Below are 26,188 nucleotides of genomic sequence, written 5' to 3' on the forward strand. Positions count from 1 at the left end.
CCGTCAGCTTACATGAAGCCAAAACGCCAGTGGGAGCGGGCTTGCTCGCGATGAAAGTGGCGCGGTGTATCTGGGATACCGCGTCATCTTCATCGCGAGCAAGCCCGCTCCCACCTTCAGGCAGTTACAAATGTGACTCGGCGTATTCCGCCAGAATCGAGCGAGGCACCCCTTGCAGGGCTATATGCACACCGTTGGGGAAGTCTTTGAAACGCTCCGTCAGGTAGGTCAGCCCCGAACTGGTGGCCGACAGGTAGGGGGTATCGATCTGTGCCAGGTTACCCAGGCATACCACTTTGGAACCGGCACCGGCACGGGTAATGATGGTTTTCATCTGGTGCGGTGTCAGGTTCTGGCACTCATCGATCAGGATCAGGCTCTGCTGGAAACTGCGACCGCGGATGTAGTTCAGGGATTTGAACTGCAACGGCACCTTGCTCAGAATGTAGTCGACGCTGCCGTGGGTATTTTCATCATCCATGTGCAGAGCTTCGAGGTTGTCAGTAATGGCACCCAGCCAAGGCTCCATTTTTTCGGCTTCGGTGCCCGGCAAGAAGCCGATTTCCTGGTCCAGGCCCTGCACGCTGCGGGTACAGATAATCCGCCGGTAGCGTTTGCTGACCATGGTTTGTTCAATCGCTGCCGCCAGCGCAAGGATGGTCTTGCCCGATCCCGCCGCACCCGACAGGTTGACCAGGTGAATGTCCGGGTCGAGCAAAGCAAACAGCGCCAGCCCCTGGTAAATATCCCGCGGTTTGAGGCCCCAGGCTTCCTGGTGCAGCAGAGGTTCCTGATGCATGTCGAGGATCAGCAACTGATCCTTGCGCACCTCCTTGATCCAGCCGACAAAGCCCTGCTCATCAATGATGAATTCATTGATATGCACCGCCGGCAGGTTTTCGTTCATTTGCACCTGATGCCAGGTACGGCCATGCCCCTGGCGGGTTTCGACCTTGTTGACGCGGTCCCAGAACGAACCGGTCATGGTGTGATAGCCGCGCGAGAGCATCGACACGTCGTCAACCAGCTGGTCGGTACTGTAATCCTCGGACTCGATCCCGCAAGCCCGGGCCTTCAGGCGCATGTTGATGTCTTTGGTGACCAGCACCACGCGCAATTGCGGCTCACGGGCGTGCAAGTCGATCAACTGGTTGATGATGATGTTGTCGTTGAGGTTTTCGGGCAGCAACGCGTTGGGCTCGCGGCGCTTGCTCATCATGATCGACAGGAAGCCCTTAGGTGCGCCTTTGCCGCGCTGGATCGGCACACCTTTTTCGACGTCATCGGGGGTGGCAACCCCCAGCAACTGGTCAATGAGGCGAATGGCCTGACGGCACTCGGCTGCCACCAGTAATTTGCCGGTTTTGAGCTTGTCGAGCTCTTCGAGCACCGTCATCGGGATCGCGACGTGGTGTTCCTCGAAGTTAAGCATTGCGTTTGGATCGTGAATCAGAACATTGGTATCGAGTACATAAAGGATTGGCTGGTTGGAAGAAGGAGTGCGTCCGTGATCATCCATACTCGGTCACCTTTGTGGGAGCCATTCGACGCAATACCGCAACAGTGCTGCGCCTCGAAGTGACTGCCGTATGCCCTGCCCGATGGCGTCCTGGAAGACGCCACCTGTTTCGCAGGTTTCGGCCGTCTGTCTTCGTAATACTCCTAAATGTGTGACAAAAAAAATGTTTTTTCACATTCCAGCACTTTATTTTTTGAATGACGAACAACCCTTGGCGCATTCCGGGACCGCAACTAAGCTAATAGATCTACCGATATTAAAAAACGCTGCAATCAACCTATTCTTCCTCTGTCGCGGCAGTGAGCAGCGCTCAAACCTGAATTCGACACCCCTTCATTAAAGCCAGTTAATTCCTACATAGATCCAGGACAAACCCTGCGCCAGCATCTTTTCGCCCGCATTAAGCTGCAGCTGGTACTGAGTCCGCTAACCGTCACTTCCGTGGTGATTTTCTGATTCAACTCCGCGCAACACCTTCATTAATGCACGAGGTCACGGTACTGACGCACCCCTCTTCAGGTGACGAATAAATACCGCGACCGCGTTACTGCGAAAGGATGACTGTATGACTCCCATCTCCAAAACACTGGAACAATTGCTGCTCGATATTTACAAGGACGGCAGCGTTTCGTTTACCGAGTACGAACAGCTGCGCGACAATGCTGATGAAAGAATGGAAAGGATCATTGAGCACTTTGGCCATCACAACAATACGACCGCTTTTCAAAAGGCCATGGATGTCGCCATGCAATTGCTGCAACTGGCAGTAATCGATGCCAAGAACGCCAAGCTGACCGATACCGGTGAAGCCATCGTCAAGGATGCAATCACCGCCCAGGTTGAATACCTGCGCGCAGGCAGCCATCTGGCACTGCGCCTGCTGTAACGCCGTGTTTCCTGGCCCGTCGAAGCCGGCGGGCCAGGAGGAATGGTCTAGCGCTCACCGAGCGCTTCACAACTGTCCCAGCCCAATCCACTTTGTGAGGTAGCGTTCATCAGCCAGGGTAATGCCGTACGCACCTTGTCCTGGGTGTCATGAAACGCAATCACCCCATGCCGCCAAAGCAGCATCAGGGTCAATACTCGATGGGCTGACTGCTCGCCGTTCAAGCTCGTCGCCAAGTCCTGGGCATCGATGCCCCACAAGGCCACCCGCATGCCCTGAGCCTCAAAAAAACCGCCGCTGTCGGCCCGGCGCTGCCCGTAGGGCGGGCGAAACAGAGGCACGTAGCGCTGCGGCACAACCTGATTGACCAGGGCGGCGCTACGCGCAATAGAGTCCTGCCAGTCTTTCCAGTGACTGTGGGAACGGTACTCCCAGCCCTGCACACCCACACACTGTCCCTTGTAGAGTGCCTGCAAGGCCAGCGCGCCCTCCTTGTCGAGACGCACCTGCAAGCTGTTACCCAGCACGAAAAAAATCCCGCTGATGGATTGCTTGCGCAGGTACCCGGTCAGCCAGTCAGTAGTGCCCGGCAATTGCGTGGGGCCGCTGTCGAAGGTCAACAAAAACAGCCGGTCGTGCATCGTCTCGCCGTTGACTTCCTGGTCGCCCAACAGAGCGATTTCACTGCTGATTTGCGGGAGCAGCGCCGCCATGCGTAATTGCTCATCCAGGTAGCGCTGGTGAAACTCACGGCCGGGCTCGGCCCAGGCCACATAAAACGAGTCATCGGCGATCGCGAACTTGCCCGCCTGCTCACGCAGACTGTCCATGTCATCGACGTAATAGCAGAACGAAGCATCCTGATCGCAACTTTGCTGCGCCAGGTTGTAGTTGGTCAGTAACCGCTGCCACATCCGCTGGCGCAGAGCATCTATTGCCTCAACATTGATTATTTTCAGACCCAACCGCTGTTTCAGGGCGCTTTCATCCAGCGCTTCGCTGACCATCAAGGCATGGGCAAAAGCGAGTATTTCGGCACGCGAGGCAACATCGAACAAGGCCGGGCTGGTCAATTGTTCGGGCCATGTGCTGCGATCCAGCGTCGCGGGCTCGACAGGTGCCGCCACCGCCCCGGCACACACCAGCCAGACCCACAAGAAAAGAGCAATGCGCACTGATCAACCCCCTGTAAAAACTGACTGCACTATAACCCGACCAGTGCCCGACCCCGCAGGCGTTGGGGGATCTATCGCGTTCATAGGTGGAGTCAAACTGCGCCAACGCCTAGAATCCCCCGACGCTAAAAGGAGACAACCCCATGCTGATGGTGATTTCACCCGCTAAAACCCTCGATTATGAAACGCCGCCCGCCACAGCACGTTTCACCCAGCCCCAGTACCTGGACCATTCCCAGGAATTGATCGAACAATTGCGCGAACTGAGCCCGCAACAGATTGGCGAGCTGATGCATTTATCCGACAAGCTGTCGGGCCTCAACGCGGCGCGCTTTGGCAGCTGGACGCCCGCCTTTACCCCCGCCAATGCCAAGCAGGCACTGCTGGCATTCAAGGGCGATGTCTACACCGGCCTCAATGCCGTGGACTTCAGCGAGGCCGACTTCGACTATGCGCAAAGCCACCTGCGCATGCTCTCGGGGCTCTACGGCCTGCTGCGTCCGCTGGACCTGATGATGCCGTATCGCCTGGAAATGGGCACCAAACTGGCCAACGCACGGGGCAAGGACCTGTACGCGTTCTGGGGCACGCACATCAGCGAATGGCTCAACCAGGCCCTGGCCGAACAAGGCGATGACGTACTGCTCAATCTGGCATCCAACGAATACTTCTCGGCGGTAAAAAAGTCGGCATTGAACGCCCGCATCATCAATACCGAGTTCAAGGACCTGAAAAACGGCCAGCATAAAATCATCAGTTTCTATGCGAAAAAAGCCCGAGGCATGATGAGCCGGTTTGTGATCAAGGAGCGCATCGACAACCCTGAGCACCTCAAGCAGTTTGATGAGCAGGGTTATCGCTTCAGCGCCGAGCAGTCCAAGCCGGATTTGCTGGTGTTTTTGCGCGACCACGCCCCGCAGTGACCCGCTGCATGCCTCATGCTGGTAAGTTATAGGTATTCCCTGCAAGAGGCCCAGCCATGTTTATCGGCGTTTTACTGATCATCACCTGGCTTGTCCTGTTGTTGCGCTACCCGGCCAAGGCCTTGCCGGTCTCACTGGCTGCCGTACTGGGGCTGGCGATAGTTGCAGCCTCGGTGGCGTGGCTGGACAGCCGTGAGGCGGCACAACTGGCACGTCTGGAACTGCGCATCGTCTATGACCCTGCCCAATGCCCGGCAGACCGACCGCTGCAACTGACCCTGAAAAACAGCAATGACGTACCACTGGTCGAACTTGGCTGGCGCATTGCCGCCTATGCACCGGGCGACACCGTCAATCTTGCCGACAACCTTTACACCGCCCCGCGCTACCGCGGCCCCGGCGAATTGCAAGCAGGGGCAAGCTGGCAGGACTGCTTGCCGATGCCGCCGCTGCGCACGGGTTATCGCCCGCAAACCCTCGAGTTTCGGGCAGAACGCCTGCAAGGCAGTTTTTCCAATTAAGGATGTTCCCATGCTGCGTGTTTTGATCACCGGTTGTTCCAGCGGTATTGGCCGCGCCCTGGCCGATGCTTTCAAGGTGGCGGGGCATGATGTCTGGGCCTGCGCCCGCAAGCCTGGGGATGTAGCACTATTGGCTGCGGCGGGGTTTGCCGCTGTGCAACTGGACGTCAATGATCCGCAGGGGTTGGAGCAATTGGCCGAGCGCCTGGAGCAGGCAGGCGGCGGGCTGGACGTGCTGATAAACAATGCAGGTTTCGGCGCTATGGGCCCCCTGCTCGATGGCGGCGTCGAGGGCTTGCAGCAGCAATTTGAAACCAATGTATTTTCCATTGTGGGCGTTACCCGCGCGCTGTTCCCGGCGCTGCGCCGCAACAAGGGCCTGGTGGTCAATATCGGCAGTGTTTCCGGGGTACTGGTCACCCCGTTTGCCGGCGCCTACTGTGCCTCTAAAGCTGCAGTACATGCCTTGAGTGATGCCCTGCGCATGGAGCTGGCGCCTTTTGCCATTGGCGTGCTGGAAGTGCAGCCCGGGGCCATTGATACCAGCTTCGCGAAAAATGCCAGCGCCCAGGCCGAGCAGTTGATTGCCGAGAGCTCCGCCTGGTGGCCCATGCGCGACGGTATTCGCGCCAGGGCCAGGGCCTCACAAGACAATCCCACCCCGGCCACAGCTTTTGCCGACGCAGTATTCAAGGCCGTCATGAAACCCAAGCCACCGATGTTGCTGCGTTACGGTAATGGCAGCCGCGCCTTGCCGCTGCTGGCCGCGCTGGTGCCCGCTGCCCTACTGGAAAAAATCCTGATGAAGCGGTTCGGCCTCAATACCCGTGCCTGACACTCATTATGTAGCAGCTGCTACGGGTGATAGCACTGGCCTATGCATACGCCTTCATAAAATCGATAAACACCCGCACCTTCAGCGGCAAATGCCGTGTATCGGGGTAGAGCGCGTACACCCCCTGGCGGCTCAGTTGCCATTCGGGCAGCAGATGTACCAGCCGCCCCGTGCGCAAATCCTCCTCGATCAGCCAGTCGGGCAGGATCGCCACGCCTTGCCCGGTCAGGGCAAACGCCTGCAACACCGATGAATTGTCCGCCCTGATGCGCGCCTTGCAGGGGTTGGGCTGGTAAGGACGGACCACACCGCTGCTCACCTCGGTAATAGTCAACTCCCCAACCCGGCCATGCTCCAGCCACGGCGTTTGCTCAAGCGCGTGCACGCTGTCTATCGGCACCACGCTGGTAACGAACGCCGGCGAGGCCACCGGCAGAATGCCGAAGGTGCACAACTGCACGGCACGATGGCTGGAGTCGAGCACGCGACCCAGTCGCAAGGCCACGTCAAAACGCTCGGAGATCAGATCCGCATGGGTCGATGAGGTCGACAGCTGGACGTTGAGGTCAGGGTGCAAGGCACTGAAGAGCTCCAGCGCCGGCACCACCTTGGCCAGGGCATATTCAACGGTGGTGGTGATGCGCAGCGTGCCCTTGAGTTCGGTGTGTTCGCTGCGCGCTTCGTCAATCGCCAGCCGGGCCTCTTCCAGCATGCTCAGGCAGCGCTGGTAAAAGCGCTCACCCGCCTCAGTCAGGGCCAACCGTCGGGTGTTGCGCGTTAGCAGGGTCACGCCCAGCTCAGCCTCTAGACGCTTGATATTGAAGCTGACCACCGCACGGGTTTGCCCCAGTAAATCAGCCGCGGCGGTAAGGGAGCCAGCTTCGACCACGGCCTTGAAGGTGTCGAACCGGTCGAGGCTGACCATAGAGAAACCTGCCAATTGTCAAAATAATTTTGACAATCTAGCAGCAGACGGACGGTTCCTCCATAAGCCAAAGCTGCTTACTGTGCGCTCTACTGAACAGGAGCCACCCATGGCTTACCGCAATAAAGTCGCGCTGGTGTATCTGCTGGGATTTGCCCTGGATCTGGTGAATATGTTCGCAGCCTCGATCGCCTACCCGGATATCAGCCAGCAGCTGCATGCCTCGGTCACACAACTGGCGTGGATTGGCAATGCCTACATGCTTGGCCTGATCCTGGTCATTGTGCCCAGCGTATGGCTAACCCAACTGTTTGGTGAGAAACGCCTGATCGTGCTTTCACTGACATTATTCAGCGTGGCGTCGTTGTGTGTCGCCCAAGCGACCTCAATTGAAGCTCTGATCGGCTACCGCCTGCTGCAGGGGCTGGGGGGCGGGCTGTTGATTCCGGTCGGTCAGGCTATGGCCTATCGGCACTTCCCGATCCGCGACCGGGCCCGACTGACCTCAGTGATTTTGCTGGTGGCGCTGCTAGTGCCCGCACTGTCGCCAGCACTGGGCGGCTGGATGGTCGAAGCGCTCACTTGGCGCTGGGTGTTTTATGCCAATCTACCACTGACCTTGCTTACCCTGCTGCTGGCAGTCTGCTGGCTGCAACCCGACCCGCCTGCGCAGCCCGTATTGCCCATGACTTACAGGCGCATTCGAGCTGGCGCAGCCAATATGGGCCGCCTGTTCAAAAGCCCGTTGCTGCAAGTGGCAATGCTGACCTACCTGTTTATCCCCGGCATTTTCATCGGCACGCAACTGGTGAGTATCTTGTACCTGCACCAGCTGGGTTTTAGCGCCACGCAAACCGGCATGCTGATGCTGCCCTGGGCTCTGGCTTCAGCGCTGGGCATCACCCTGAGCCGCTACCAGTTCAACCGCCTTGGCCCCAAACCCTTGCTACTGCTGGGCATGAGCGCACAAGCCGCGGGTATTGCGTTACTGCCCCAAATCGATAGTTCCAGCATCGGCTTGCCCATGGCGCTGTACGCCGTGATGGGCTTTGGTGGCAGCCTGTGCAGCAGCAGCGCACAAAACACAGCCTTTATCGATATCGCACCCGAACACATGGGCCACGCCAGTGCACTGTGGAACCTCAACCGCCAATTGAGCTTCCTGCTCGGCCCGGCCTTGATGATGGCCCTGTTCGGTACATTGACCGCAATCACCTCGACGTCCCACGCCTTTGCCCTATGCTTTGCCATCGGGGGTGCATTGACGCTGGTGCCGCTGGTTCCCGTTCTACGCCTTGATACATCCCGCGTGCTGGCCTTGCTCGCACCCTGACCTGGAGATTTTGATGAGTGACTATAAGCGCTACTTCGACCTGGTAAGCGAAACCCACGTCGAAATTGAAGGCTGGTTTTCCGGTCTGGAACCCGGCGTGCTGCCGGTATTGCTGGCGCGGTTTTCGCCGCAGTTTTCGATGATTGCCCCCAGCGGCAACGTGCTGGACGCCAACGGCGTAGAAACACTGTTTGAACAACTGCGCGGTGCGCGCCCGGGCCTGAACATCACCCTCAGCGAGTTCAAGGGCATTGCCCTGCATCCAGGTGGTGCAGTAGTCAGCTACCGCGAGCTGCAGGAGGAACACAACGGCAACCGCACCGACCGCCGCGCCACCGTGGTATTCGAGAAAGACGCCGACGGCAAGATACTGTGGCGGCATTTGCACGAGACGTTTTGCGCGGCTTGAACCCCGGCCTCGCGCTTGTGGGAGCGGGCTTGCTCGCGATGCCGTCACTGCGGTGTTTCAGTTAAACCGCGTCGAGGCCATCGCGAGCAAGCCCGCTCCCGCATTAACTTTACTCGGCCTTGCCCTGATCCACGATCACCGTACAGGTCGTACCCGCGGCCAGCAGGAAGCCATCGGGGATCTCGTCAATATGGATCCGCACCGGTACCCGCTGGGCCAGACGCACCCAGTTGAACGTCGGGTTAACGTCAGCCACCAGCTCACGGCTTTCGGGGTTATCGCGGTCGTATATACCCCGCGAGATGCTTTCAACGTGGCCCTTCAACACTTCACCGCTCATCATTTGCAGATCGGCTTTGTCGCCCACGCGGATATGCGGCAGTTTGGTTTCTTCAAAGAAGCCATAGACCCAGAACGAATCCTGGTCGATCACGGCCATTTTCGGATCACCCACCCGCGCATAGTCGCCGCGATGCACATTGAGGTTGGTCACGTAACCATCGACCGTGGCCAGGACCTTGGTGCGCTTGAGGTTGAGCTGCGCCGCGTCCAGCTGCGCCAGGGCGTGCTGATAGTCGGCCAGGGCCGAGTCGGCGATGTTGCTGGCGTCGTCACGGTTCTCGCGGGAAATCACCAGGCTGTCCATGTCAGCCCGACGATGGGCGTTGACCTTGCGCATTTCCCAGGTTGCCTTGCGGGAGGCCACCAGCGACTGGGCTTGCTTGACCATGATTTCGTAGTGCTCAGGGTCGATTTCCAGCAGCACGTCGCCCTTTTTCACCAACTGGTTGTCCTTGACCGGCACGCCGACCACATAGCCGTTGACGTCGGCCGCGACGTTGATGATATCGGCCCGCACCCGTCCATCACGGGTCCACGGGGTGTTCATGTAATGTTCCCACAGGGTTCGGCCGATCCATATCGCAAGGGCCAAAACCAGCAAGGTGGCAAGCAGGCTGAAGAACTTTTTCATCGGATCGGTCTCAACGGTAAACAGTGAGCGCCATGGCGCCAAAAAGACAAGCAAACAGGCTCAGGCGCAGCAGCGCCGGGTGCCAGAAGAAGCGGTACAGGTCGTAGCCGGAAAACAGTCGGTCAAAGCCCCATGCCAACCCCGCCGCGATAAAAAACATCAGGGTCATGGTGGGCATGTAGACGCCGTGGAAGGCGATTTCACGAGGCATGTTCAAGTCCTTGCGGCTGGGCATAAGCGGCCAGCGGCGATTGCGGGTCAAGCAGTGATGTACGAATAAAATGCAGGTAGCTTTGCACCCGCACCAACGCCGAGGTATCGAAGTTGCGGGCAAAGGGTTCGTCGGTAGACTGCACGCGGCTGATGGCGTGGTCGACGGCAATCAGCGCGCGCTCCAGGTTGCTTTCGCTGGGGGCGATAAACAGCCGCACCAGCGCCCGGCCCATGACCCGGATGGCCTGGCGCCACGGCTGGGCCTCGGCATACGCCGGGTGAACCGGCAGGATCGCCTGCTCCTTGCGCAGCTCGATAATTGCGTGGCCGACTTCCAGCACCACAAACATCCAGCGCAGCAATTGGCGTTGCACCTGCGGCTTGCCGGCGGCCAGGCCGTAAGCCTGATGCATCAGGTCACGGGTACGGCTTTCCAGGCTGGAACTCAGGCCACGTAACTTGCCACTGATGGCATACACCACCTGTTCACGCAGATCCTGCTCCAGACGGCTCCACAACCAGCGGCTGTTGGGCGGCAGGATAATCGCGCCGGCAGCCGCACAGACCAGCATGCCCATGACCATCGCGATGTAGTCGTTGATGAACTGGTACGGGTTGTAGATCGTCAGGTTGTCGGGGACCGAGCCGGTGCTGAAAAAAATCAGCAAGCCCAGGCCGACACCCGCGTAATTGGCCCGCGACGTGAGGAACGAACCGAGCACGATCACCGGCGTCAGCACCAGACACAACAGCGGGAAACCGTCGATATGAGGCAGCACGAAAAACATTTCGACAAAGCCGATCAACGCCCCCAGGAAGGTCCCGCAGGCCATCTGAAAAGCCATGCGTTTGGGGTTGGGCGTGGCTGCCGACAAGCCCACTGTAGCGGCGGCGATCAGGGTCATCATGGCGCCGCTGGGCCAGGCGGTCATCACCCAGTAGGTGCCGAGCACGGCCAGAATAAACGCTGCCCGAATCCCGGAAGCGGCCGCCGACCACCAGTTGGTCTGCGAAATAAACGGTTGGTCCCAACGCTCCCGTTCGTGGGTGTGATCGGCCAGCGAGGCGTGGGTCAGCGCGTAGTTGTGCAGGTCGTCGACAAAGCGGAACAGCAGCTCGTAGGCGGTGTTGAAGTCGAGGAAGTCAGACGGGCTGGGTTCGCTTTGCAGAAACCTGACCCGCAACGCACGGACATGCCCTGGCAGGCTCGCCTTGAAGGCATCCAGTTGCTCGGCGAGCAAAGCCGCGTCTTTATCCGTCAACGAGCGACCGGCATAGGTGTCGAGCAACTGCGCCAGGATCTCCAGCTCCGGCTCGATGGCCGACACTACGTCCACCACACCACGGCTGCGCAAACGTGCAAGCAACTGGTGCAAGGCATTGAAGCGCGTAGTAATGGCCATGAACTCGCTGTTCAAACGACTCAGGCGGCCACTGCGACGACGCATATGCGGGTCTTCAAATACGGTCACGCTGCGCATGCCTTCGAGGCCCACGCTTTCACCGATAAAACGCACGTTGCTGGCCTCGTAGGCCTCCTGGGAGGACTGGCCACGCAGGCCTTCGGCAACAAAACCGGCAAATACGCCAAAGCGTTTGTACAGCGCGTCATGCATTGCTGCGCCAGCCGTTTTGGGCAGGATCGCAGCGCTGACCACGGTGGAGCAGAGAATGCCCAGCGAGATCTCCAGCACCCGCCACACCGCGGCCATAAAGGCGCCATCGGGGTGGGCCAGAGCAGGCAGGCCGACCATTGCAGCGGTGTAACCGGCCAGCACAAAACCATAAGCACGGAAGTTGCGGCAGCGAGCAGCACCGGCGGAGCAGATGCCCACCCAGATCGCCATCGCACCGAGAAACAGCACGGTGTTCTGCGCGAACAGGGCGATCAGCGCCACCATTACCGCCGAGCCGGTCAGGGTGCCCAAAAACCGGTAAAAGCTTTTGGCGAACACCTGGCCGCTTTGCGGCTGCATCACGATAAAGACAGTGATCATGGCGGTGCGCGGTTGCGGCAGCTCAAGGCGCATGGCCAGCCACAGGGTCAGAAAGGCGGCGACCAGCACTTTGAAAATATGCACCCAGGTCACGCCATCGCTGCGTGCCCAGTCAAAAAATCCACGGCGCCATTCCAGGGAATACAGCCAGCGTACCGGGGCGGGCAAGTGGTTCATCTACAGGCTCTCAAAATTAGCCATCGAGGGGGATTGGTGGTCAGGTTCAGTGGTTGAACAGCGCCATGACGGCCGGCGGTTTGTCGGGCACATAGCGATCGTCCCTGGGCACATCGTTGCCAGCACCAAGGCCGCCACCCAGCGCCGTCACCAGCTCGGCGTGGGCGCTCAGGCGGGCGGCCTGGACCTGCTGCTGGATCTGCTGCTGCTTGAACAGCAGGGTTTGTGCATTGAGCACGTTGAGGTAGTCGGTCAGACCACGCTGGAACGCGACCACGGCGATGTCGTAGGTTTTTTGCGCGGCCTGCACCGACTCGGCGGCAAAGACCTGCTGTTTTTCCATCGACTCGCGCTTGATCAACTGATCGGAAATGCCCTTGAGCGCAGTCACCAGGGTCTGGTTGTACTTGGCCACGGCCATGTCATAGCCACCAGAGGCCACGCCCAGTTCCGAGCGCAAGCGACCGCCATCGAAGATCGGCAGGGAAATGGCCGGCCCAACGTTGTAGTTGAGCTTCTTGCCGGTCAGAAAACCCAGCGCGCTACCACCGGTGGCCATAAAGCCGATGCTGCCCACCAGGTCTACGTTGGGGTAGAAACCGGCGTGCGCCACATCGATGCCGCGGGCCTGGGCTGCCACTTCCCAGCGGCTGGCAACCACATCAGGACGCTGTCCCAGCAGTTCAGCAGGAAGGCTCGACGGCAGTTTCAGTGCAGTGGCCAGGGCGAGGGTTGGTCGCTTGAGGCGTGCACCCTCCCCCGGGCCCTTGCCGGCCAGCGCCGACAACTGGTTGCGGGTCAAGGCGATTTCTTCTTCCTGGGCGTCAATCTGGCGATGAATCTCGGGCAGCGGCGCCTGCGCCTGGCTGACTTCAAAATGGGTGCCGATACCGCCGTCCAGACGCTTTTTTGCCAGATCGAGAATCTGTTCTTGCTGGTGCAGAGTCGATTCGACGATATCGAGTTGGGCGTAGTGCAGCGACAGCTGGATATAGGCACGAATCACGTTGTTCTGCAGTTCGAGCTGGGCCTGACGACCTTCGGCCACACTCATGTGCGCCATGTCCACGGCCTGCTCTGTGGCATTGCTTTCGCGGCCCCACAAGTCCAGGGCAAAGCTGAAGCCCAGCGCGGCGTTGTTGTCCCAGGTTGTGGAGTTGTCCAATGCACCCGGGCCATAGAATTGGTCCGAGGGCCAGTTGTGCCGTTTGAGCGTCGAATCTGCGTTGATTTGCAGCGACTCGGCCGACTCGGCAACCCCGGCCATGGCCCGGGCCTGACGCACACGGGCTGCAGCCATTGCCATCGTTGGGCTACCCTGTACGGCAAGGCTGATCCACTCATCCAGTTGCGGGTCGCCATAAGCGTGCCACCATTGGGCTTTGGGCCAGTTCGCGTCTTTCGCGGCGCTTTGAATCGCCTCGTCGGTGGCCAGCGTATTGGCGGGAAGCATGCTGCCCTTGGGCGCGATGCCACCAAAACCAATGCAGCCGTTTAATGCTAACGATAAAGCCAGAACACTGAGGGCTTTAAGCTCTCTGCTGATGCGACGCTGCACTGCTGCAAATTCCTGAAAAGGAGGGAGGATGAGGCTTGAGATAGAGAAGTCTATGACTTGGCAGGCACAACGATAAGCGGGCATAAATGTGAATCTTTATTACCGTTCTTGGGATAATCCGTTGGTCGAATGAAAAGCGGCCTGTAAAGCCTGAAACTTCATGTCACAATTTGTTGCTGTGTAATTGGTTGCTGTCCCCTATATCGCCCCTTGAGAGCACTTCATGGACACTTTGCAAAACATGCGCGCCTTCAGTTGTGTGGCCGAAGCCGGAAGTTTCACGGCCGCTGCCGCCATGCTGGACACCACCACTGCCAACGTCTCGCGCGCGGTCTCCAACCTTGAGGCCCACCTGCAAACACGCCTGCTTAACCGCACCACCCGCCGCATCGCCCTGACCGAAGCCGGCAAACGCTATTTACTGCGCTGCGAGCAAATCCTGGCCTACGTTGAGGAAGCCGAAGCCGAGGCCAGCGACGCCCACTCGCGCCCTGCCGGGCAATTGAAAGTGCACACCATGACCGGCATCGGCCAGCACTTCGTGATCGACGCCATTGCCCGCTACCGCAAGACCCACCCCGACGTGACCTTCGACCTGACCCTGGCCAACCGCGTGCCGGACCTGCTCAACGAGGGCTACGACGTGTCCATCGTGCTGGCCAGCGAGCTGCCGGACTCGGGTTTTGTGTCCCAGCGCCTGGGCATCACCTACAGCATCGTCTGTGCATCGCCCGGCTATGTGAAAGCCAATGGCACGGCAACCAAGCCCAGCGACCTGCTCAACCATTCCTGCCTGCGCCTGGTCAGCCCGGTGATTGCATTGGACAAATGGGTGTTTGAAGGCCCGGAAGGCCAGGAAATGGTGCTGATCAACTCTTCGCCGTTTCTGGTCAACTCGGCCGACGCGATGAAAACCGCGATCACCAGCGGCATGGGTGTCGGCGTGCTGCCGGTGTACGCCGCCATCGAAGGCCTGCGCAACGGCACGCTGGTGCGCATGCTGCCCAAGTACCGCTCCCAGGAACTGAACCTGTACGCCATCTACCCGTCGCGCCAGTACCTGGATGCCAAGATCAAGACCTGGGTCGAATACTTGAAAAGCTCGCTGCCGGAAATTCTGGCGGCGCATCAGACTGAACTGGCCACCTATAGCTGATTGCGATTTTGTGGGAGAGGGCTTGCTCGCGATTGCTACAACGCGGTGTATCTGCCACACCCCGACGATCCAATCGCGAGCAAGCCCGCTCCCACAGGTCAAGGATTGGCAGCGGGCGGGCGAGAATGTTAGCGTGCTTACATTCCCGACAGCCGATGAGTCTTGTTCAGATGAGCCTTTCCAGCACCAAGAAAACCGTACTTGCCTTCAGCCGCGTCACCCCCGCGATGATCGAGCGCCTGCAACAGGATTTCAACGTCATCGCGCCCAACCCCAAGCTGGGCGATATCAACGCCCAATTCGAAGAGGCACTGCCCCACGCCCACGGTCTGATCGGCGTCGGCCGCAAACTGGGGCGCAAGCAACTGGAACATGCCCGGCAGCTGGAGGTCGTCTCCAGTGTCTCGGTGGGATACGACAACTACGATGTCGACTACTTCAACGAACGCGGCATCATGCTCACCAATACCCCGGACGTGCTGACCGAAAGCACCGCCGACCTGGGTTTTACCCTGATCATGAGCAGCGCCCGTCGGGTCGCCGAGCTTGACGCCTGGACCAAGGCCGGCCAATGGCAAGCCAGCGTGCCACCCGCCCTGTTCGGCAGCGATGTCTACGGCAAGACCCTGGGTATCGTCGGCATGGGCAATATCGGCGCAGCCGTTGCCCGTCGTGGCCGGCTGGGTTTCAACATGCCAATCCTGTACAGCGGCAACAGCCGCAAGACCGCTCTTGAGCAAGAGCTGGGCGCGCAATTTCGCAGCCTCGACCAGTTGCTGACCGAAGCGGACTTCGTCTGCCTGGTGGTGCCATTGAGCGAAAAAACCCGGCATCTGATCAGCCAGCGCGAACTCAAGCTGATGAAGCCGAGCGCTATTCTGGTGAATATCTCCCGTGGCCCGGTGGTCGACGAACCGGCACTGATCGAAGCCCTGCAAAACGGCACCATTCGCGGCGCTGGCCTGGATGTTTACGAGAAAGAACCGCTGAGCGAATCACCTTTGTTCGCGTTGAAAAACGCCGTGACCCTGCCCCATATCGGCTCGGCCACCCACGAAACCCGTGAGGCGATGGCCAACCGCGCCCTGGCCAACCTGCGCAGCGCCCTGCTGGGCGAACGCCCGCAAGACCTGGTCAACCCGCAGGTGTTCAAGGGCTGAGGCAAGGTCTGTTGTGGGAGCGAGCTTGCTCGCGATTGGATCGCCGAGGTGTGACTGATACACCGCGTCGCTGCCATCGCGAGCAAGCCCGCTCCCACAGGAGGTTACAGACTCACGCCAGCTTGGCGTTCAATGCCACCGGCTTGGGTTTGCGAAACACCAGCACGTTACCCAGCATCACCAGCACCAACCCGGCCAACGCCGGGGGGGTCCACTGGTAGCCTTCGGCAAAGGCCGACACATTCAGCGCCACCAGCGGGAACAACACCGTGCAATAGGCCGCGCGCTCCGGCCCCATGCGCCCGACCAGGGTCAGGTACGCGGTAAAGCCGATCACCGAGCCCGGTATCACCAGGTACAACAGCGAACCGATATAGCGCGTGTTCCATTCCATTTCGAACGGGATACCCCTTAGCGCGCAGTACACCGCCAGCATGCTGGCACCATACAGCATGCCCCAGGCATTGGTGGTCAGCGGCTTGAGCCCGGCTTTCTGTTGCAGGCTGGACAGCATGTTGCCCGCCGAAAAACACAGGGTTCCGATCAACGCCAGCCCCAGTCCGAGGGCAATATGCGGTGTGGCGGCATGCCCGCTCAATTCCGGCCAGAACAACAGGCCCAGCCCGAGCATGCCCAGGGCACCGCCAGCGATCACGTTGCGGGCGATTTTCTGCTTGAAGAAAATCCGCGCATTCAGCGCATTCCACAATGTGGCGGTAGAAAACACCACCGCGATCAGGCCTGTGGTCACCCACTGGCTGGCGGTCAAGAAACACATGAAGTTGACACAGAACAGGCACAACCCCTGGGCCAGGCAAATCAGATGCCCGCGCCTGTTCATCACCTGCAACTTGCGGCTGAGCAACAGCACGGCAAACAGCACCAACGCCGCCAGACCAAAGCGGTAAACGATGGACACCGGTATCGCCACCACCCCCAATTGCAATTTCAGGGCGATCCAGGTGGTGCCCCAGATCAAGACAGTCATTACATATAAAAACAGGTTCATGGCGCACTCCAGACAATGGCCTTCAGTCTGGGCCCGCTGCCTGGGCCGCACTTGCAGATTCTTGCGCTTTTGTTAGCCCGGGGCTGGCAGCCGCAGTGCGACGGAGTAGGATGCGAGCATGCCCGCATTCGATACCCTGCAAGTCTTCCAGTCCATGAACAGCTCGCCCAATGCCCGTCTGGTGCACAGTGCCGAGCTGGGTGAAGGCATGGCCGCTGCTGTGTGGACCAACCACCACGATGCCCGTGAGTATGAAGCACCGACGCACCACACCTTGTCGTGCTATATCTCCGGCGGCACCGGTACTTTCAGACGCGAGCAACCGGGCGCCAAGGGCTCACCGGGCAAGCTCTGCGTGCTGCCCGCCGATCATCAATCGGCGTGGGTGATCAATGGCGAAATACGCCTGGCCCATGTGTATGTCAGCCAGGAGCAATTTGCCCTGGGCTGCATCGCCCTGCTCGACCGCGAACCCCGGGAGATGCAATTGCGGGAACTGACCTTTCAGGATGACGAACAGCAAACCCGCCGCTTTCATCAACTGATCCAGACCAACTGGGACGAGCCCGCCGAACGCCTGCTCACCAGCAGCCTGGCCAGCGCCCTGCTCGACCATGCCGTACTGACCCAGGTGGGGCTGCGTGACGGGCTGCAACTCAAGGGCGGGCTGGCGGCCTATCAGCGCCGCCAACTGGTGGAATACATCGAGCACCGGCTGGCCGAACCGCTGAACATCGGCCAGTTGGCAGCGCAGTGCGCGCTATCGCCTTACCACTTTGCCCGCATGTTCCGCGAAAGCTTTGGCGTACCACCCCATCAATACCTGCTGGCCCGCCGCCTGGCCCGCGCCCGCGACCTGCTGCGCAACAGCACACTGGCGTTGGGCCATGTTGCACTGGCCTGTGGCTTCGCCAGCGCCAGCCACTTCGCCAACCGCTTCAAGCAAAGCCTGGGCGGCACGCCGGGGGAGTTTCGGGCGGTGTTCAGGTAACCCTGGCGGCCTTAGAACTCCAGAGTGCTGGAAAATGTGAGTTGCCGCGCATCGCCGATGGAGACAAAGGTGCGGCTGGCCGCCGAGGTGTAGTAAGTGCGGTCGAAAAGGTTTTTGACGTTGACCTGGAATTTGACCTTTTGCCCCTCAACCTTGGTGTCGTAGGTGGCAAAGGCATCGGCCACGGTGTAACCCGGCAGATCGAAGTCGTTCAGGGCATCCCCCGCCCTTTCGCCCACATAGCGCGCGCCCGCGCCTATGCGCAGTTTGTCACCGCCCACGATGCTGCCAAAGTCATACACCGCCGACAGCGAACCGCTGTTCTTGGCCACGTTTTGCAGGCGCATGCCCTGGTAGGTGGTGTCTTTGGTCACCTCGGCATCGGTGTAGGCATAGCTGCCGATCAGGCTCCACTGGTCCGTCAGCTGGCCGCTGACGTCCAGTTCCAGGCCCCGGGAACGAACTTCACCCGCGGCCGAATAGGCGGTGACATCGTCCACCGTGGAGGACACCAGCACATTGCGCTTTTTGATGTCGTACAAGGCCAGGGTGCCAGTGATACGGCCCGGGATATCCAGCTTGGCCCCCAGTTCCCAGGATTTTGACTGCTCCGGGGCGATGGAGGAGTCCAGTACTACGCCGCCCGTCAGCGGAGCGATCGAGGAGTTGGGCTTGAACGATTCGGTGTAGCTGCCATAGAACGACAGCTCATCGGTGTAGCGGTATACCAGCCCGGCCCGCGGGATCCATTTCACCCCGTTGGTATCGGTGCTGGCCTTGAACGGAATGCTTTTGCCCGCCAGTTGGTCGTACTTCTGAAAGCGTGCGCCCGCCACCAGAATCCATTGGTCGGTGAGGTGGATCGAGTCCTGGGCAAACAACGAGTCGCTGCGCAGCAAGTCGGTCTGGTTGCTGTCACTGGCGCTCACGGTGGTACCGGCGACTTCATTGCCGTACACCGGGTTTTCGTAATTGAACGTGGACTGGCTGTCCTGGCGGATCAGCTCGGCGCGATAGATTTTGCGGTATTCGTCGTCCACGCCAAACACCAGGTCATGCTGCATGCCAGCGGCCTGAACCTTGCCCTGCAAGCTGAAGGTGCTGAAACGGTCGGTGGTGATGGCACCTTTGGTGCCGTCCATTTTGCGCGTCAGGGTGCCGTCGGAGTTGACCTTGGTAACCCGAACCTGGCTGGCGTCGTAGGTTTCGCGGTTCCAGCTGTAGCCGAAATGGGCTTTCCAGTCGTCGTTGAGGTCGTGATCGACTTCAAGGCGGTACAGGTCCGAGCGCCCTTCCATATTGTTGAACGGCTCGTCCAGGCGGCGCGTGGCCGGAATGTCCAGCGGATGGTTGGTCGCCGGATTGATGGCCGTCCCACGGTCGAAGGGGGTCAGGAACTCGCGGTGTTCGTACGCCAGCAGTACTTGGGTGTTGTCGCCGTACCAGGCCAGCGACGGCGCGATCAGGGTTTCGCGATGCACCCCAAAATTGCGCCAGTAATCTTCATCTTCATGGTCGATGATCATCCGGTAGGCCAGCCCCGAATCACCCAGCGGGCCGGTGCTGTCGAGGCTGCCACCGCCGCCGTTTTTACCCGAGCCATAGGTTGACCCACGCACCGTCACCGCGTTGTACTGCTCCAGCTGCGGCTTTTTGCTGACCACGTTGACGACACCACCCGGATCTTGAATCCCGTAGAGCAACGAGGCCGGCCCCTTGAGCACTTCGACCCGTTCGGTGGCAGCGTTCATCGCCCGGCCCTGCACCAGCGGCATACCGTCGCGCATGATCGAACCGTCACGGTTGTCACCAAAGCCGCGCTTCATCACCGAGTCCTGGGTACTGCCCAGCGTGTTGCCCTGGGTGATGCCGCTGACATTGTTCAGGGCATCATCCAGATTGCGCGGCGCCTGATCGCGAATCACCTGAGCGGCAACCACATTGATGGTTTGCGGCACTTCCATGGATGAGCCCGTGCCGCGCATCACCGAAGTGGTGGCTGGCGGCTGGTAGCTGGTGTCGGTTGTGGCCAGCGAGGTAATGCTGGTGGCCCCCAGGTTCAGGGCGCCTGCGGTGGGCTGGGGTTCGAGGGCAAAGGTGTTGGCGTCGGTACGCCGCCCATTGAAGCCAGACTGCGCGAGCAACTGCTGCAAAGCCTGCCCGGCGCTCATGCGCCCCTTGATCGCCGGAGCCTGAAGGCCAAAGGGGGCTTCATCGGTGTAGACCACGCTCAGGCCGGTCAGCCGGGAAAAGTCGTTGAGCGCCTGGGGCAGTGGTTTGGCCGGCTGGTTGAAATCAAACAATGCACCCGCCTGCTGTTGCGGCGCCTCGGCAGCCATGGCCGCATAAAGCGGGTTTAGCGCCAACCCGGCCATCACGAATGCAGAAGCTCCCAACCACTGTTTCACCGAACTTGCCCTGGACTTCATGCTCATGACCTGTGTGTTGACCTGATACGGAATACGAATTTTTCGCATTTTCAAGCACTACACGGATGGGGCCGGGGTTTACCTCACCACGCAATGAAAAAAAATCCGCGATGGCGCCACAGACCGCCTGTGGGAAAACGGTGGGAGCAAACCCGCTCCCACAGGGATATGTGGAGGGCGCGTCAACGCAACACAATCAGTCCTAACACACTGTGCTGCTCAAATCCGAGCACGCCCTGCAACGAATTGAGTACGGCTTGCGGGTCCTGGCTGGGGAAACTGCCGCTGATTTTCCTGGCACCCAACTGGCTGTTGAGCAACACAATCTGCCCCGGGTAATAACGCCTGAGATCGGCCACGACATCAGCCAGCGGGGTTTTGTAATAGCTCAACCAGCCCGAGCGCCAGCCCAGGCGGCTCTGGCTGTCAACGTGATGCACTGCATCGGTAACCCCAGCGTCGTAGGCAATTTGCTGATCGGCAGTAAGAATCTGCTGAGCCGAATCCTTGCCAGCCTTGACCCCTACCCGCCCGGACAACACCGTGACTTGCGCCCCGCCCGGTTGCAGGCGCACCTCAAATTCGGTGCCCAGGACCCGCGCTTCACCGCCGTCGGCATCTACCACAAAGGGCGCGCCGGTATGGGTGACGTGAAAGAAGGCCACGCCACGGCGCAATTGCACATGGCGTTCACCACCACTGAAGTTCACCGCAATGGCGCTGTCGGCATCCAGCGTGACCTGCGTTTGATCGGCCAGCACCACAGTGCGCACTTGCCCAGGCGCGCTCACATAGTCCGCGCCCAGATCGTCCACCCAGCGCGCCGGTTGCCAACCGGCAAATACACCGACCATCAGCAGCAGGCATGCAGCAATGGCCAACCCACCGGCCCAATGCCGCAGGCGACCGCGCCGGGATGTATCCATAGCCGACAGGTATCGCTGAAGGGCCAGCGACTCTTCGTCAGCCAGGGTACTGGCCGCCACTTCACTCAGCTCCCACACCACCTGCGCCTGGGCATAGGCCTCGGCATGGGCAGGGTCAGCCTGCAGCCAGCGACTGAAGGTGGCCTGATCGCCACTGTCGGGCCGGTCGTGCAGCACACTGAGCCAGTCCAACGCGGCACGCTCTTGCTCGGCTGTCACGGCAACTCTCGAATGGCGGTTCACAATGCTGTCCCTGATGGCGGCTCACGCAGACTGGCCTTGCAGGCCTCCAGGGCACGCATCATGTGTTTTTCGACAGCACTTTGCGACACGCCCATGACCTTGGCGATCTCGGCATAGGTGCGACCGTGAATACGGTTGAGCAAAAAGATATGCCGCGTGCGCTCGGGCAGGCTGCGCAATGCCGCCTCGACCTGGCGCAAGTCATTTCCGGCTTCAAGAGCGGCCTGGGGCTCGCAGCTTCTGGCGTCCGGTTCAGGCTGCCAGTGATGGCTGACCCGCTCGCGCGTACCTTCGCTGCGCAAATGGTCGATGGCGATATTGCCCGCACAGCGCAACAGATAGGTGCTCAGCTCTTCAACCTGCACCAACGGCCGCCGCCAAAACCGCAAAAACAAATCCTGCACCAGATCCGCGGCCGTAGCCCGGCAGCCCACGCGGCGGCTCACCAGCGCTTCCATCTGCGGACGTTGGCTAAGAAACACCTGCAGGAAATGCGCTCGTCCCTGGCGCGGTTCGCTGGTAGGGCCATCCTTGAGTTCGGGTGGGGTCATGGAGACCGATGCGCAGGCAAAAGGAAAGCGATACTAATGATAAATATTCTCATATGCAAAAGCAGATGACGGGCTGCGCGACCGCCCTTGATAAGTGGTGATTGCTCAATGCATAAAGCCACCCCTACAATGCGAACAATTCTTGTTCTCTAAAGCGTTATTCAGCGCAGCCGGAGTGGTCGTTGTCGCAGTCAAACATCGTCGAGGTTCTGTATCAGGACCACCACAGCTGGCTCACGGGATGGTTACGGCGCAAGCTCGGCTGCCCGCAGAATGCCGCCGACCTGGCCCAGGACACTTTCATGCGGCTGCTGACCGCCCGCGAAACCCCGGCCCCTGGCGAACCCCGGGCGTTTTTGACCGTGGTCGCCAAGCGCGTGCTGTTTAATCACTATCGCCGCCAGGATCTGGAGCGCGCCTACCTGCAGGCCCTGGCTGACCTGCCCGAACAGGTTGCCCCCAGTGAAGAAGAACGCGCAATCATTCTGCAAACCCTGATGGAGCTCGATCAATTGCTCGACGGCCTGCCTTCCCCGGTCAAACGGGCCTTTTTACTGGCTCAGGTCGATGGCCTGGGCTACGCAGAAATCGGCGCTCAACTGGGTATCTCGATTGCCACGGTCAAACGTCATTTGAGCAAGGCAGCCCTGCGTTGCTACTTCGCCCTGTGAACGGTGCCTTCAATGCACCGCCCGACATCGGCACGGCGGTGGCCGAGCAAGCAGTCAGCTGGCTGGTCGAAATGCAGGGCGGTGCGCTCAGTCCCAGGCGCCAGCAGGCCTGGGAGCAATGGTTACACGCCCATCCTGAACACCAGCGGGCGTGGGAGCATATCCAGCGCATCAACCAGCGCTTGCGCGGTTTGTCGTCGCCACTGGCCCATGCGGCCCTGAACGCGCCCAAAAGCAGCAGCCGCCGTCAGGCATTGAAGCTGTTGCTGCTTTTAGGCGCAGGCTCGGCATTGACCTGGGGCCTGCGCGAGCAGTTGCCCGTCAACCCGCTGCTGGCAGATTTCAGCACACCGGTAGGCCAGCGGCGCAACCTGCAGTTGCATGATGGCAGCCAGCTCCAGCTCAACACCGCCAGCGCGGTGGATGTGAAATTCGATGCCCAGCAACGAGTCATCCGCCTGCTCGAAGGCGAAATGCTGCTGACTGCCGCCCGGGATTCTCGCCCACTGCTGGTTCGTACTGCCCAAGGCACCGTGCAACCCCAGGCGGCGCGCCTGAATGTGCGCCAATTTGGCGACCGCACTGAAATCGCCGTGTTCGAGGGCCGGGTTGCGTTGATGCCAACGGCGCATACGGGTAGTGCATTGTGGGTTGAGCCGCACCAGCAACTGAGCTTCACCCGCCTGGCCTGGAACACCCCGCGCCCTCTGGATGCGGGGAGCGGTGCGTGGACCGACGGCATGCTGGTTGCTGCGCATATGCGCCTGGCGGATTTTCTCGTCGAACTGGGCCGCTATCGCCGGGGCCAGCTCAACTGCGACCCAAAAGTCGCCGACCTGCTGATCTCCGGCACCTACCCGGTGGACGACAGCGAACGCGTGCTGGACCTGCTTGCCGTCAGCTTGCCAGTGCGAATCAAGCGCTTTACCCGCTATTGGGTAACGGTTGAAGCGCGGGTGTAACGGCTCTGTGCAAACGGACGTGTTGTAGCAGCGAGCTTGTTGTGGGAGCGGGCTTGCTCGCGATGGCAACAACGCGGTCTGCCAGTCACACCACGGCGATCCAATCGCGAGCAAGCCCGCTCCCACAAAGGGTGTGCATTTTATTTTCAAAAAATGTGAGCCGATTTCGGATCTGGCGTGACAGAGAAGGTAAGCCACTTAGATTCTCATCCCCACAGGATCCCTCATGCCCGCTCAGCCCTTCCGTCTTACGTCCCTGGCCCGCTTGCTATTAGGTGCCAGTTTGAGTTTCAGCGTCCTGCCGATGGCATTTGCCGACGCCAAGGCTTACCACATCGCACCGTCATCGCTGGAAAACGCTCTCAACCAATTCGGACGCGAAGCCGGGGTGCTGATTTCGTTCAGCTCCGCCGCCGCCAGCGGTATTCAGAGCAAGGGCCTGGAAGGCACCTACGATCCAGAACAAGGCTTGCAGGCCCTGCTTGAAGGCACTGGCCTGCAAGCCCGCGCTGAAGGCCTGGGGGCATTCAGCCTGCAACCTGCAACCACCTCGACAGCTCCGGCAAGCATTGAGCTGGGCGCTTCCAGCGTGGTGGGTGACTGGCTCGGCGACGCGGCGCAAACCGATGTGTTCGAACACCCCGGCGCCCGCGACGTGATCCGCCGCGAAGAGTTTGAACGCCAGGGCGCTACCAGCGCCCGCGAAGTGCTCAATCGCATCCCGGGCGTCAACGCCCCGGAAAACAACGGTACCGGCAGCCACGACATGGCGCTCAACTTTGGTATCCGTGGGTTAAACCCACGCCTGGCAACCCGTTCCACCGTGTTGATGGACGGCATTCCCGTGCCCTTCGCCCCCTACGGTCAGCCGCAGCTGTCGTTTGCCCCCATCAGCATGGGCAATATGGATGCGGTAGACGTAGTGCGTGGCGGCGGTGCCGTGCGGTATGGCCCGCAGAACGTCGGCGGTATCGTCAACTTCGTGACCCGCGCCATTCCTGACGAACCGACTGTAAAAGTTGGCCTGCAAACCGAAACCAGCCCATCGTCCACCCAGGATGGCTTCAAGAAAACCGCCAACCTGCTGGCCGGCGGCACCGCCGACAACGGCCTCGGCGGCGCCCTGCTGTATTCCGGCGTGCGCGGCGGCGACTGGCGCCAGCATAGCGACACGCGCATCGACGACCTGATCCTCAAGGGCAACTACCAGATCGACGAAGCCAACAGCCTGCACGCCATGGCCCAGTACTACGATGGTGAAGCCGACATGCCCGGCGGCCTGAGCACCGCGGCCTACAAGGCTGACCCGTATCAGTCGACCCGCCCCAACGACAAGTTCTGGGGCCGTCGCACCCTGGTCAACTTTGGCTATCGCTACCAGGAAGATCGCCGTGAATTCACCGTCAACAGCTTCTTCACCAAGACCCTGCGCAGCGGCTATCTGGACCAGGGCAGCTTCCTCTCGCTGTCACCGCGGGAATACTGGGTGCGCGGGATCGAAACCCGCATAGCCCAGGGCTTTGATCTGGGCAACAGCAGCCACGAAGTGGGCGCAGGTTATCGTTATATCAACGAAGCCGGCCATGAGTTGCGCTACCGCACGCCGATTGCCGCCAATGAACTGCCCACCACCAACAGCCGCAATGACCGCGACACCCGTGGTGCCACCGAAGCCCATGCATTCTTTATCGACGACAAGATCGACATCGGCAAATGGACCTTCACTCCGGGCATTCGCTACGAAATGATTGAACAACAGCAAACCAACTTGCTGACCAACGTCAAATACAAGGGCGACTACAACACTCCGCTTCCCGCCCTGAACGTGATGTACCACGTGACCGACAGCTGGAATCTGTATGCCAACACCGAAGGCTCCTTCGGCAGCGTGCAGTACAGCCAGATGCCCAATCGCGTTACCGGCGGCGAGGTAAAACCGGAAAAAGCGCGCACCTGGGAAATTGGCACTCGCTACGACAATGGCAACCTGCGCGCGGAGATCGGCGCATTTCTGATCAACTTCAACAACCAGTACGACAGCAACCAAACCACCGACACGGTGATCGCACGGGGCAAGACCCGTCATCAGGGCATCGAGGCCAGCGTCAACTACGCGCTGGATGGCCTGAGCCCGGTACTGGCGGGTTTCGACGTATACGCCACCTATGCCTATGTTGACGCGACCATCCGCGAAGATGGGCCGAACAAAGGCAATCGTGTGCCGTTCTCCTCGAAAAACAAAGGCAGCATCGGCGTCGGCTATACCGAGGGGCCGTGGAAAGCCAACCTGGACAGCACCTTCCAGAGCAACCAGTTCGCCGACAACGCCAATACCCGCGCCGAAAGCGCTGACGGCAGCACCGGTTTGATCCCAGGCTATATGGTCTTCAACAGCCGTGTGGGCTATGACTTTGGCCACCAGCTGTCCGACCTTAACGTGGCTGTGGGGGTCAAAAACATCCTCAACCACGAGTACTACACCCGCTCGTTTGACGACAACAACAAGGGCAAATACGTGGGCGAGCCACGCACGCTCTATCTACAAACCTCTGTCGCATTTTGATTTAAATTGGCTAAAGCCCGCACACGCGGGCTTTTCCTACAGGCAAAGACTGACACCGGTCACGACTTGAAAGACTTCCTGAA

General features: G+C 60.1%; 23 protein-coding genes. 12 read left to right on the forward strand and 11 right to left on the reverse strand.

The annotated features are described in order from the left end of the window. Positions 1–124: 124 nt before the first annotated feature. Complete coding sequence (locus FHL07_RS13250) at positions 125–1,519, reverse strand: PhoH family protein (RefSeq protein ID WP_095001208.1); 1,395 nt, start codon at positions 1,517–1,519, stop codon at positions 125–127. Positions 1,520–2,084: 565 nt separating this feature from the next. On the opposite strand from FHL07_RS13250, the gene FHL07_RS13255 reads away from it, so the two are divergent. Next, the gene (locus FHL07_RS13255; protein ID WP_095018213.1) at positions 2,085–2,405 is read left to right on the forward strand and encodes a hypothetical protein; all 321 of its coding nucleotides are present in this window, start codon (positions 2,085–2,087) and stop codon (positions 2,403–2,405) included. Positions 2,406–2,452: 47 nt separating this feature from the next. On the opposite strand, the gene FHL07_RS13260 is transcribed toward FHL07_RS13255, so the two are convergent. Then, positions 2,453–3,580: a polysaccharide deacetylase family protein gene (locus FHL07_RS13260; protein WP_095024909.1), complete on the reverse strand. Its 1,128-nt coding sequence runs from the start codon at positions 3,578–3,580 to the stop codon at positions 2,453–2,455. 143 nt (positions 3,581–3,723) lie between these two features. Between FHL07_RS13260 and yaaA the strand changes: the two genes are divergently transcribed. Genes yaaA through FHL07_RS13275 form a run of 3 tightly spaced genes read left to right on the forward strand, consistent with a single transcriptional unit; the run spans position 3,724 to position 5,859 of the window. Further along, on the forward strand, positions 3,724–4,503 hold the full coding sequence (gene yaaA / locus FHL07_RS13265) for a peroxide stress protein YaaA (RefSeq protein ID WP_095001205.1): 780 nt from the start codon (positions 3,724–3,726) through the stop codon (positions 4,501–4,503). A gap of 56 nt (positions 4,504–4,559) precedes the next feature. Then, positions 4,560–5,024: a multidrug transporter gene (locus tag FHL07_RS13270; RefSeq protein WP_095001204.1), complete on the forward strand. Its 465-nt coding sequence runs from the start codon at positions 4,560–4,562 to the stop codon at positions 5,022–5,024. 10 nt (positions 5,025–5,034) lie between these two features. After that, on the forward strand, positions 5,035–5,859 hold the full coding sequence (locus FHL07_RS13275; RefSeq protein ID WP_095001203.1) for an SDR family oxidoreductase: 825 nt from the start codon (positions 5,035–5,037) through the stop codon (positions 5,857–5,859). Positions 5,860–5,899: 40 nt separating this feature from the next. Here FHL07_RS13275 and FHL07_RS13280 read toward each other — a convergent pair whose 3' ends face one another. Continuing rightward, on the reverse strand, positions 5,900–6,784 hold the full coding sequence (locus FHL07_RS13280; protein ID WP_095031474.1) for a LysR family transcriptional regulator: 885 nt from the start codon (positions 6,782–6,784) through the stop codon (positions 5,900–5,902). A 109-nt stretch (positions 6,785–6,893) separates the two neighbouring features. Here FHL07_RS13280 and FHL07_RS13285 point away from each other — a divergent pair, with 109 nt between their 5' ends. Both FHL07_RS13285 and FHL07_RS13290 read left to right on the forward strand, forming a co-directional pair. Next, positions 6,894–8,117, forward strand: coding sequence for an MFS transporter (locus FHL07_RS13285; protein WP_138738583.1), 1,224 nt, complete (start codon positions 6,894–6,896; stop codon positions 8,115–8,117). Between the two features lie 13 nt (positions 8,118–8,130). Continuing rightward, positions 8,131–8,526: a DUF4440 domain-containing protein gene (locus tag FHL07_RS13290; protein WP_095018217.1), complete on the forward strand. Its 396-nt coding sequence runs from the start codon at positions 8,131–8,133 to the stop codon at positions 8,524–8,526. Positions 8,527–8,635: 109 nt separating this feature from the next. Here FHL07_RS13290 and FHL07_RS13295 read toward each other — a convergent pair whose 3' ends face one another. From FHL07_RS13295 to FHL07_RS13310, 4 genes are read right to left on the reverse strand one after another with little or no spacing between them, the layout of a single operon-like run. Beyond that, a complete protein-coding gene (locus FHL07_RS13295; RefSeq protein ID WP_016781860.1) occupies positions 8,636–9,499 on the reverse strand; it encodes an efflux RND transporter periplasmic adaptor subunit in 864 nt (287 codons plus the stop codon). A gap of 10 nt (positions 9,500–9,509) precedes the next feature. Further along, positions 9,510–9,710 carry a DUF1656 domain-containing protein gene (locus tag FHL07_RS13300; RefSeq protein ID WP_016781859.1) on the reverse strand — a complete coding sequence of 67 codons (201 nt, stop codon included), beginning with the start codon at positions 9,708–9,710 and terminating at the stop codon, positions 9,510–9,512. Further along, complete coding sequence (locus FHL07_RS13305; RefSeq protein WP_095001199.1) at positions 9,700–11,886, reverse strand: FUSC family protein; 2,187 nt, start codon at positions 11,884–11,886, stop codon at positions 9,700–9,702. Before FHL07_RS13305 ends, FHL07_RS13300 begins: the two co-directional genes overlap by 11 nt. A 46-nt stretch (positions 11,887–11,932) precedes the next feature. Beyond that, entirely contained in the window at positions 11,933–13,444 is a 1,512-nt protein-coding gene (locus FHL07_RS13310) for an efflux transporter outer membrane subunit (RefSeq protein ID WP_138738584.1), read from the reverse strand. Between the two features lie 223 nt (positions 13,445–13,667). Here FHL07_RS13310 and FHL07_RS13315 point away from each other — a divergent pair, with 223 nt between their 5' ends. Then, a complete protein-coding gene (locus tag FHL07_RS13315; RefSeq protein WP_095001197.1) occupies positions 13,668–14,600 on the forward strand; it encodes a LysR family transcriptional regulator in 933 nt (310 codons plus the stop codon). A 170-nt stretch (positions 14,601–14,770) separates the two neighbouring features. After that, positions 14,771–15,760, forward strand: a complete 990-nt coding sequence (locus tag FHL07_RS13320; protein ID WP_138738585.1) for a 2-hydroxyacid dehydrogenase — start codon at positions 14,771–14,773, stop codon at positions 15,758–15,760. 112 nt (positions 15,761–15,872) lie between these two features. On the opposite strand, the gene FHL07_RS13325 is transcribed toward FHL07_RS13320, so the two are convergent. Beyond that, a complete protein-coding gene (locus FHL07_RS13325; protein ID WP_095018257.1) occupies positions 15,873–16,769 on the reverse strand; it encodes a DMT family transporter in 897 nt (298 codons plus the stop codon). Between the two features lie 118 nt (positions 16,770–16,887). On the opposite strand from FHL07_RS13325, the gene FHL07_RS13330 reads away from it, so the two are divergent. Continuing rightward, complete coding sequence (locus FHL07_RS13330; RefSeq protein WP_095020539.1) at positions 16,888–17,760, forward strand: helix-turn-helix domain-containing protein; 873 nt, start codon at positions 16,888–16,890, stop codon at positions 17,758–17,760. Between the two features lie 11 nt (positions 17,761–17,771). Here the strand turns inward: FHL07_RS13330 and FHL07_RS13335 are convergent, their stop codons facing one another. From FHL07_RS13335 to FHL07_RS13345, 3 genes are all read right to left on the reverse strand, one after another. After that, positions 17,772–20,189, reverse strand: a complete 2,418-nt coding sequence (locus tag FHL07_RS13335; RefSeq protein ID WP_138738609.1) for a TonB-dependent siderophore receptor — start codon at positions 20,187–20,189, stop codon at positions 17,772–17,774. A gap of 182 nt (positions 20,190–20,371) precedes the next feature. Continuing rightward, positions 20,372–21,358, reverse strand: coding sequence for a FecR family protein (locus FHL07_RS13340; RefSeq protein WP_371926136.1), 987 nt, complete (start codon positions 21,356–21,358; stop codon positions 20,372–20,374). After that, positions 21,355–21,909 (reverse strand): RNA polymerase sigma factor, encoded by a 555-nt coding sequence (locus FHL07_RS13345; RefSeq protein ID WP_095018221.1) that lies wholly within the window; start codon positions 21,907–21,909, stop codon positions 21,355–21,357. The genes FHL07_RS13340 and FHL07_RS13345 overlap by 4 nt, the downstream gene beginning before the upstream one ends. 182 nt (positions 21,910–22,091) lie before the next feature. On the opposite strand from FHL07_RS13345, the gene FHL07_RS13350 reads away from it, so the two are divergent. The 3 genes from FHL07_RS13350 to fecA all read left to right on the forward strand — a co-directional run bounded on the left by FHL07_RS13350 (position 22,092) and on the right by fecA (position 26,105). Continuing rightward, positions 22,092–22,580 (forward strand): sigma-70 family RNA polymerase sigma factor, encoded by a 489-nt coding sequence (locus FHL07_RS13350; protein WP_095020536.1) that lies wholly within the window; start codon positions 22,092–22,094, stop codon positions 22,578–22,580. Then, a complete protein-coding gene (locus FHL07_RS13355; protein WP_095020535.1) occupies positions 22,577–23,542 on the forward strand; it encodes a FecR domain-containing protein in 966 nt (321 codons plus the stop codon). The genes FHL07_RS13350 and FHL07_RS13355 overlap by 4 nt, the downstream gene beginning before the upstream one ends. 226 nt (positions 23,543–23,768) lie before the next feature. Continuing rightward, positions 23,769–26,105, forward strand: a complete 2,337-nt coding sequence (gene fecA / locus FHL07_RS13360; protein ID WP_138738586.1) for a TonB-dependent Fe(3+) dicitrate receptor FecA — start codon at positions 23,769–23,771, stop codon at positions 26,103–26,105. The last annotated feature ends 83 nt before the right edge of the window (positions 26,106–26,188 follow it).

The organism is Pseudomonas sp. FSL W7-0098 (genome assembly GCF_005930585.1).
Classification (GTDB): Bacteria; Pseudomonadota; Gammaproteobacteria; order Pseudomonadales; family Pseudomonadaceae; genus Aquipseudomonas; species Aquipseudomonas bubulae.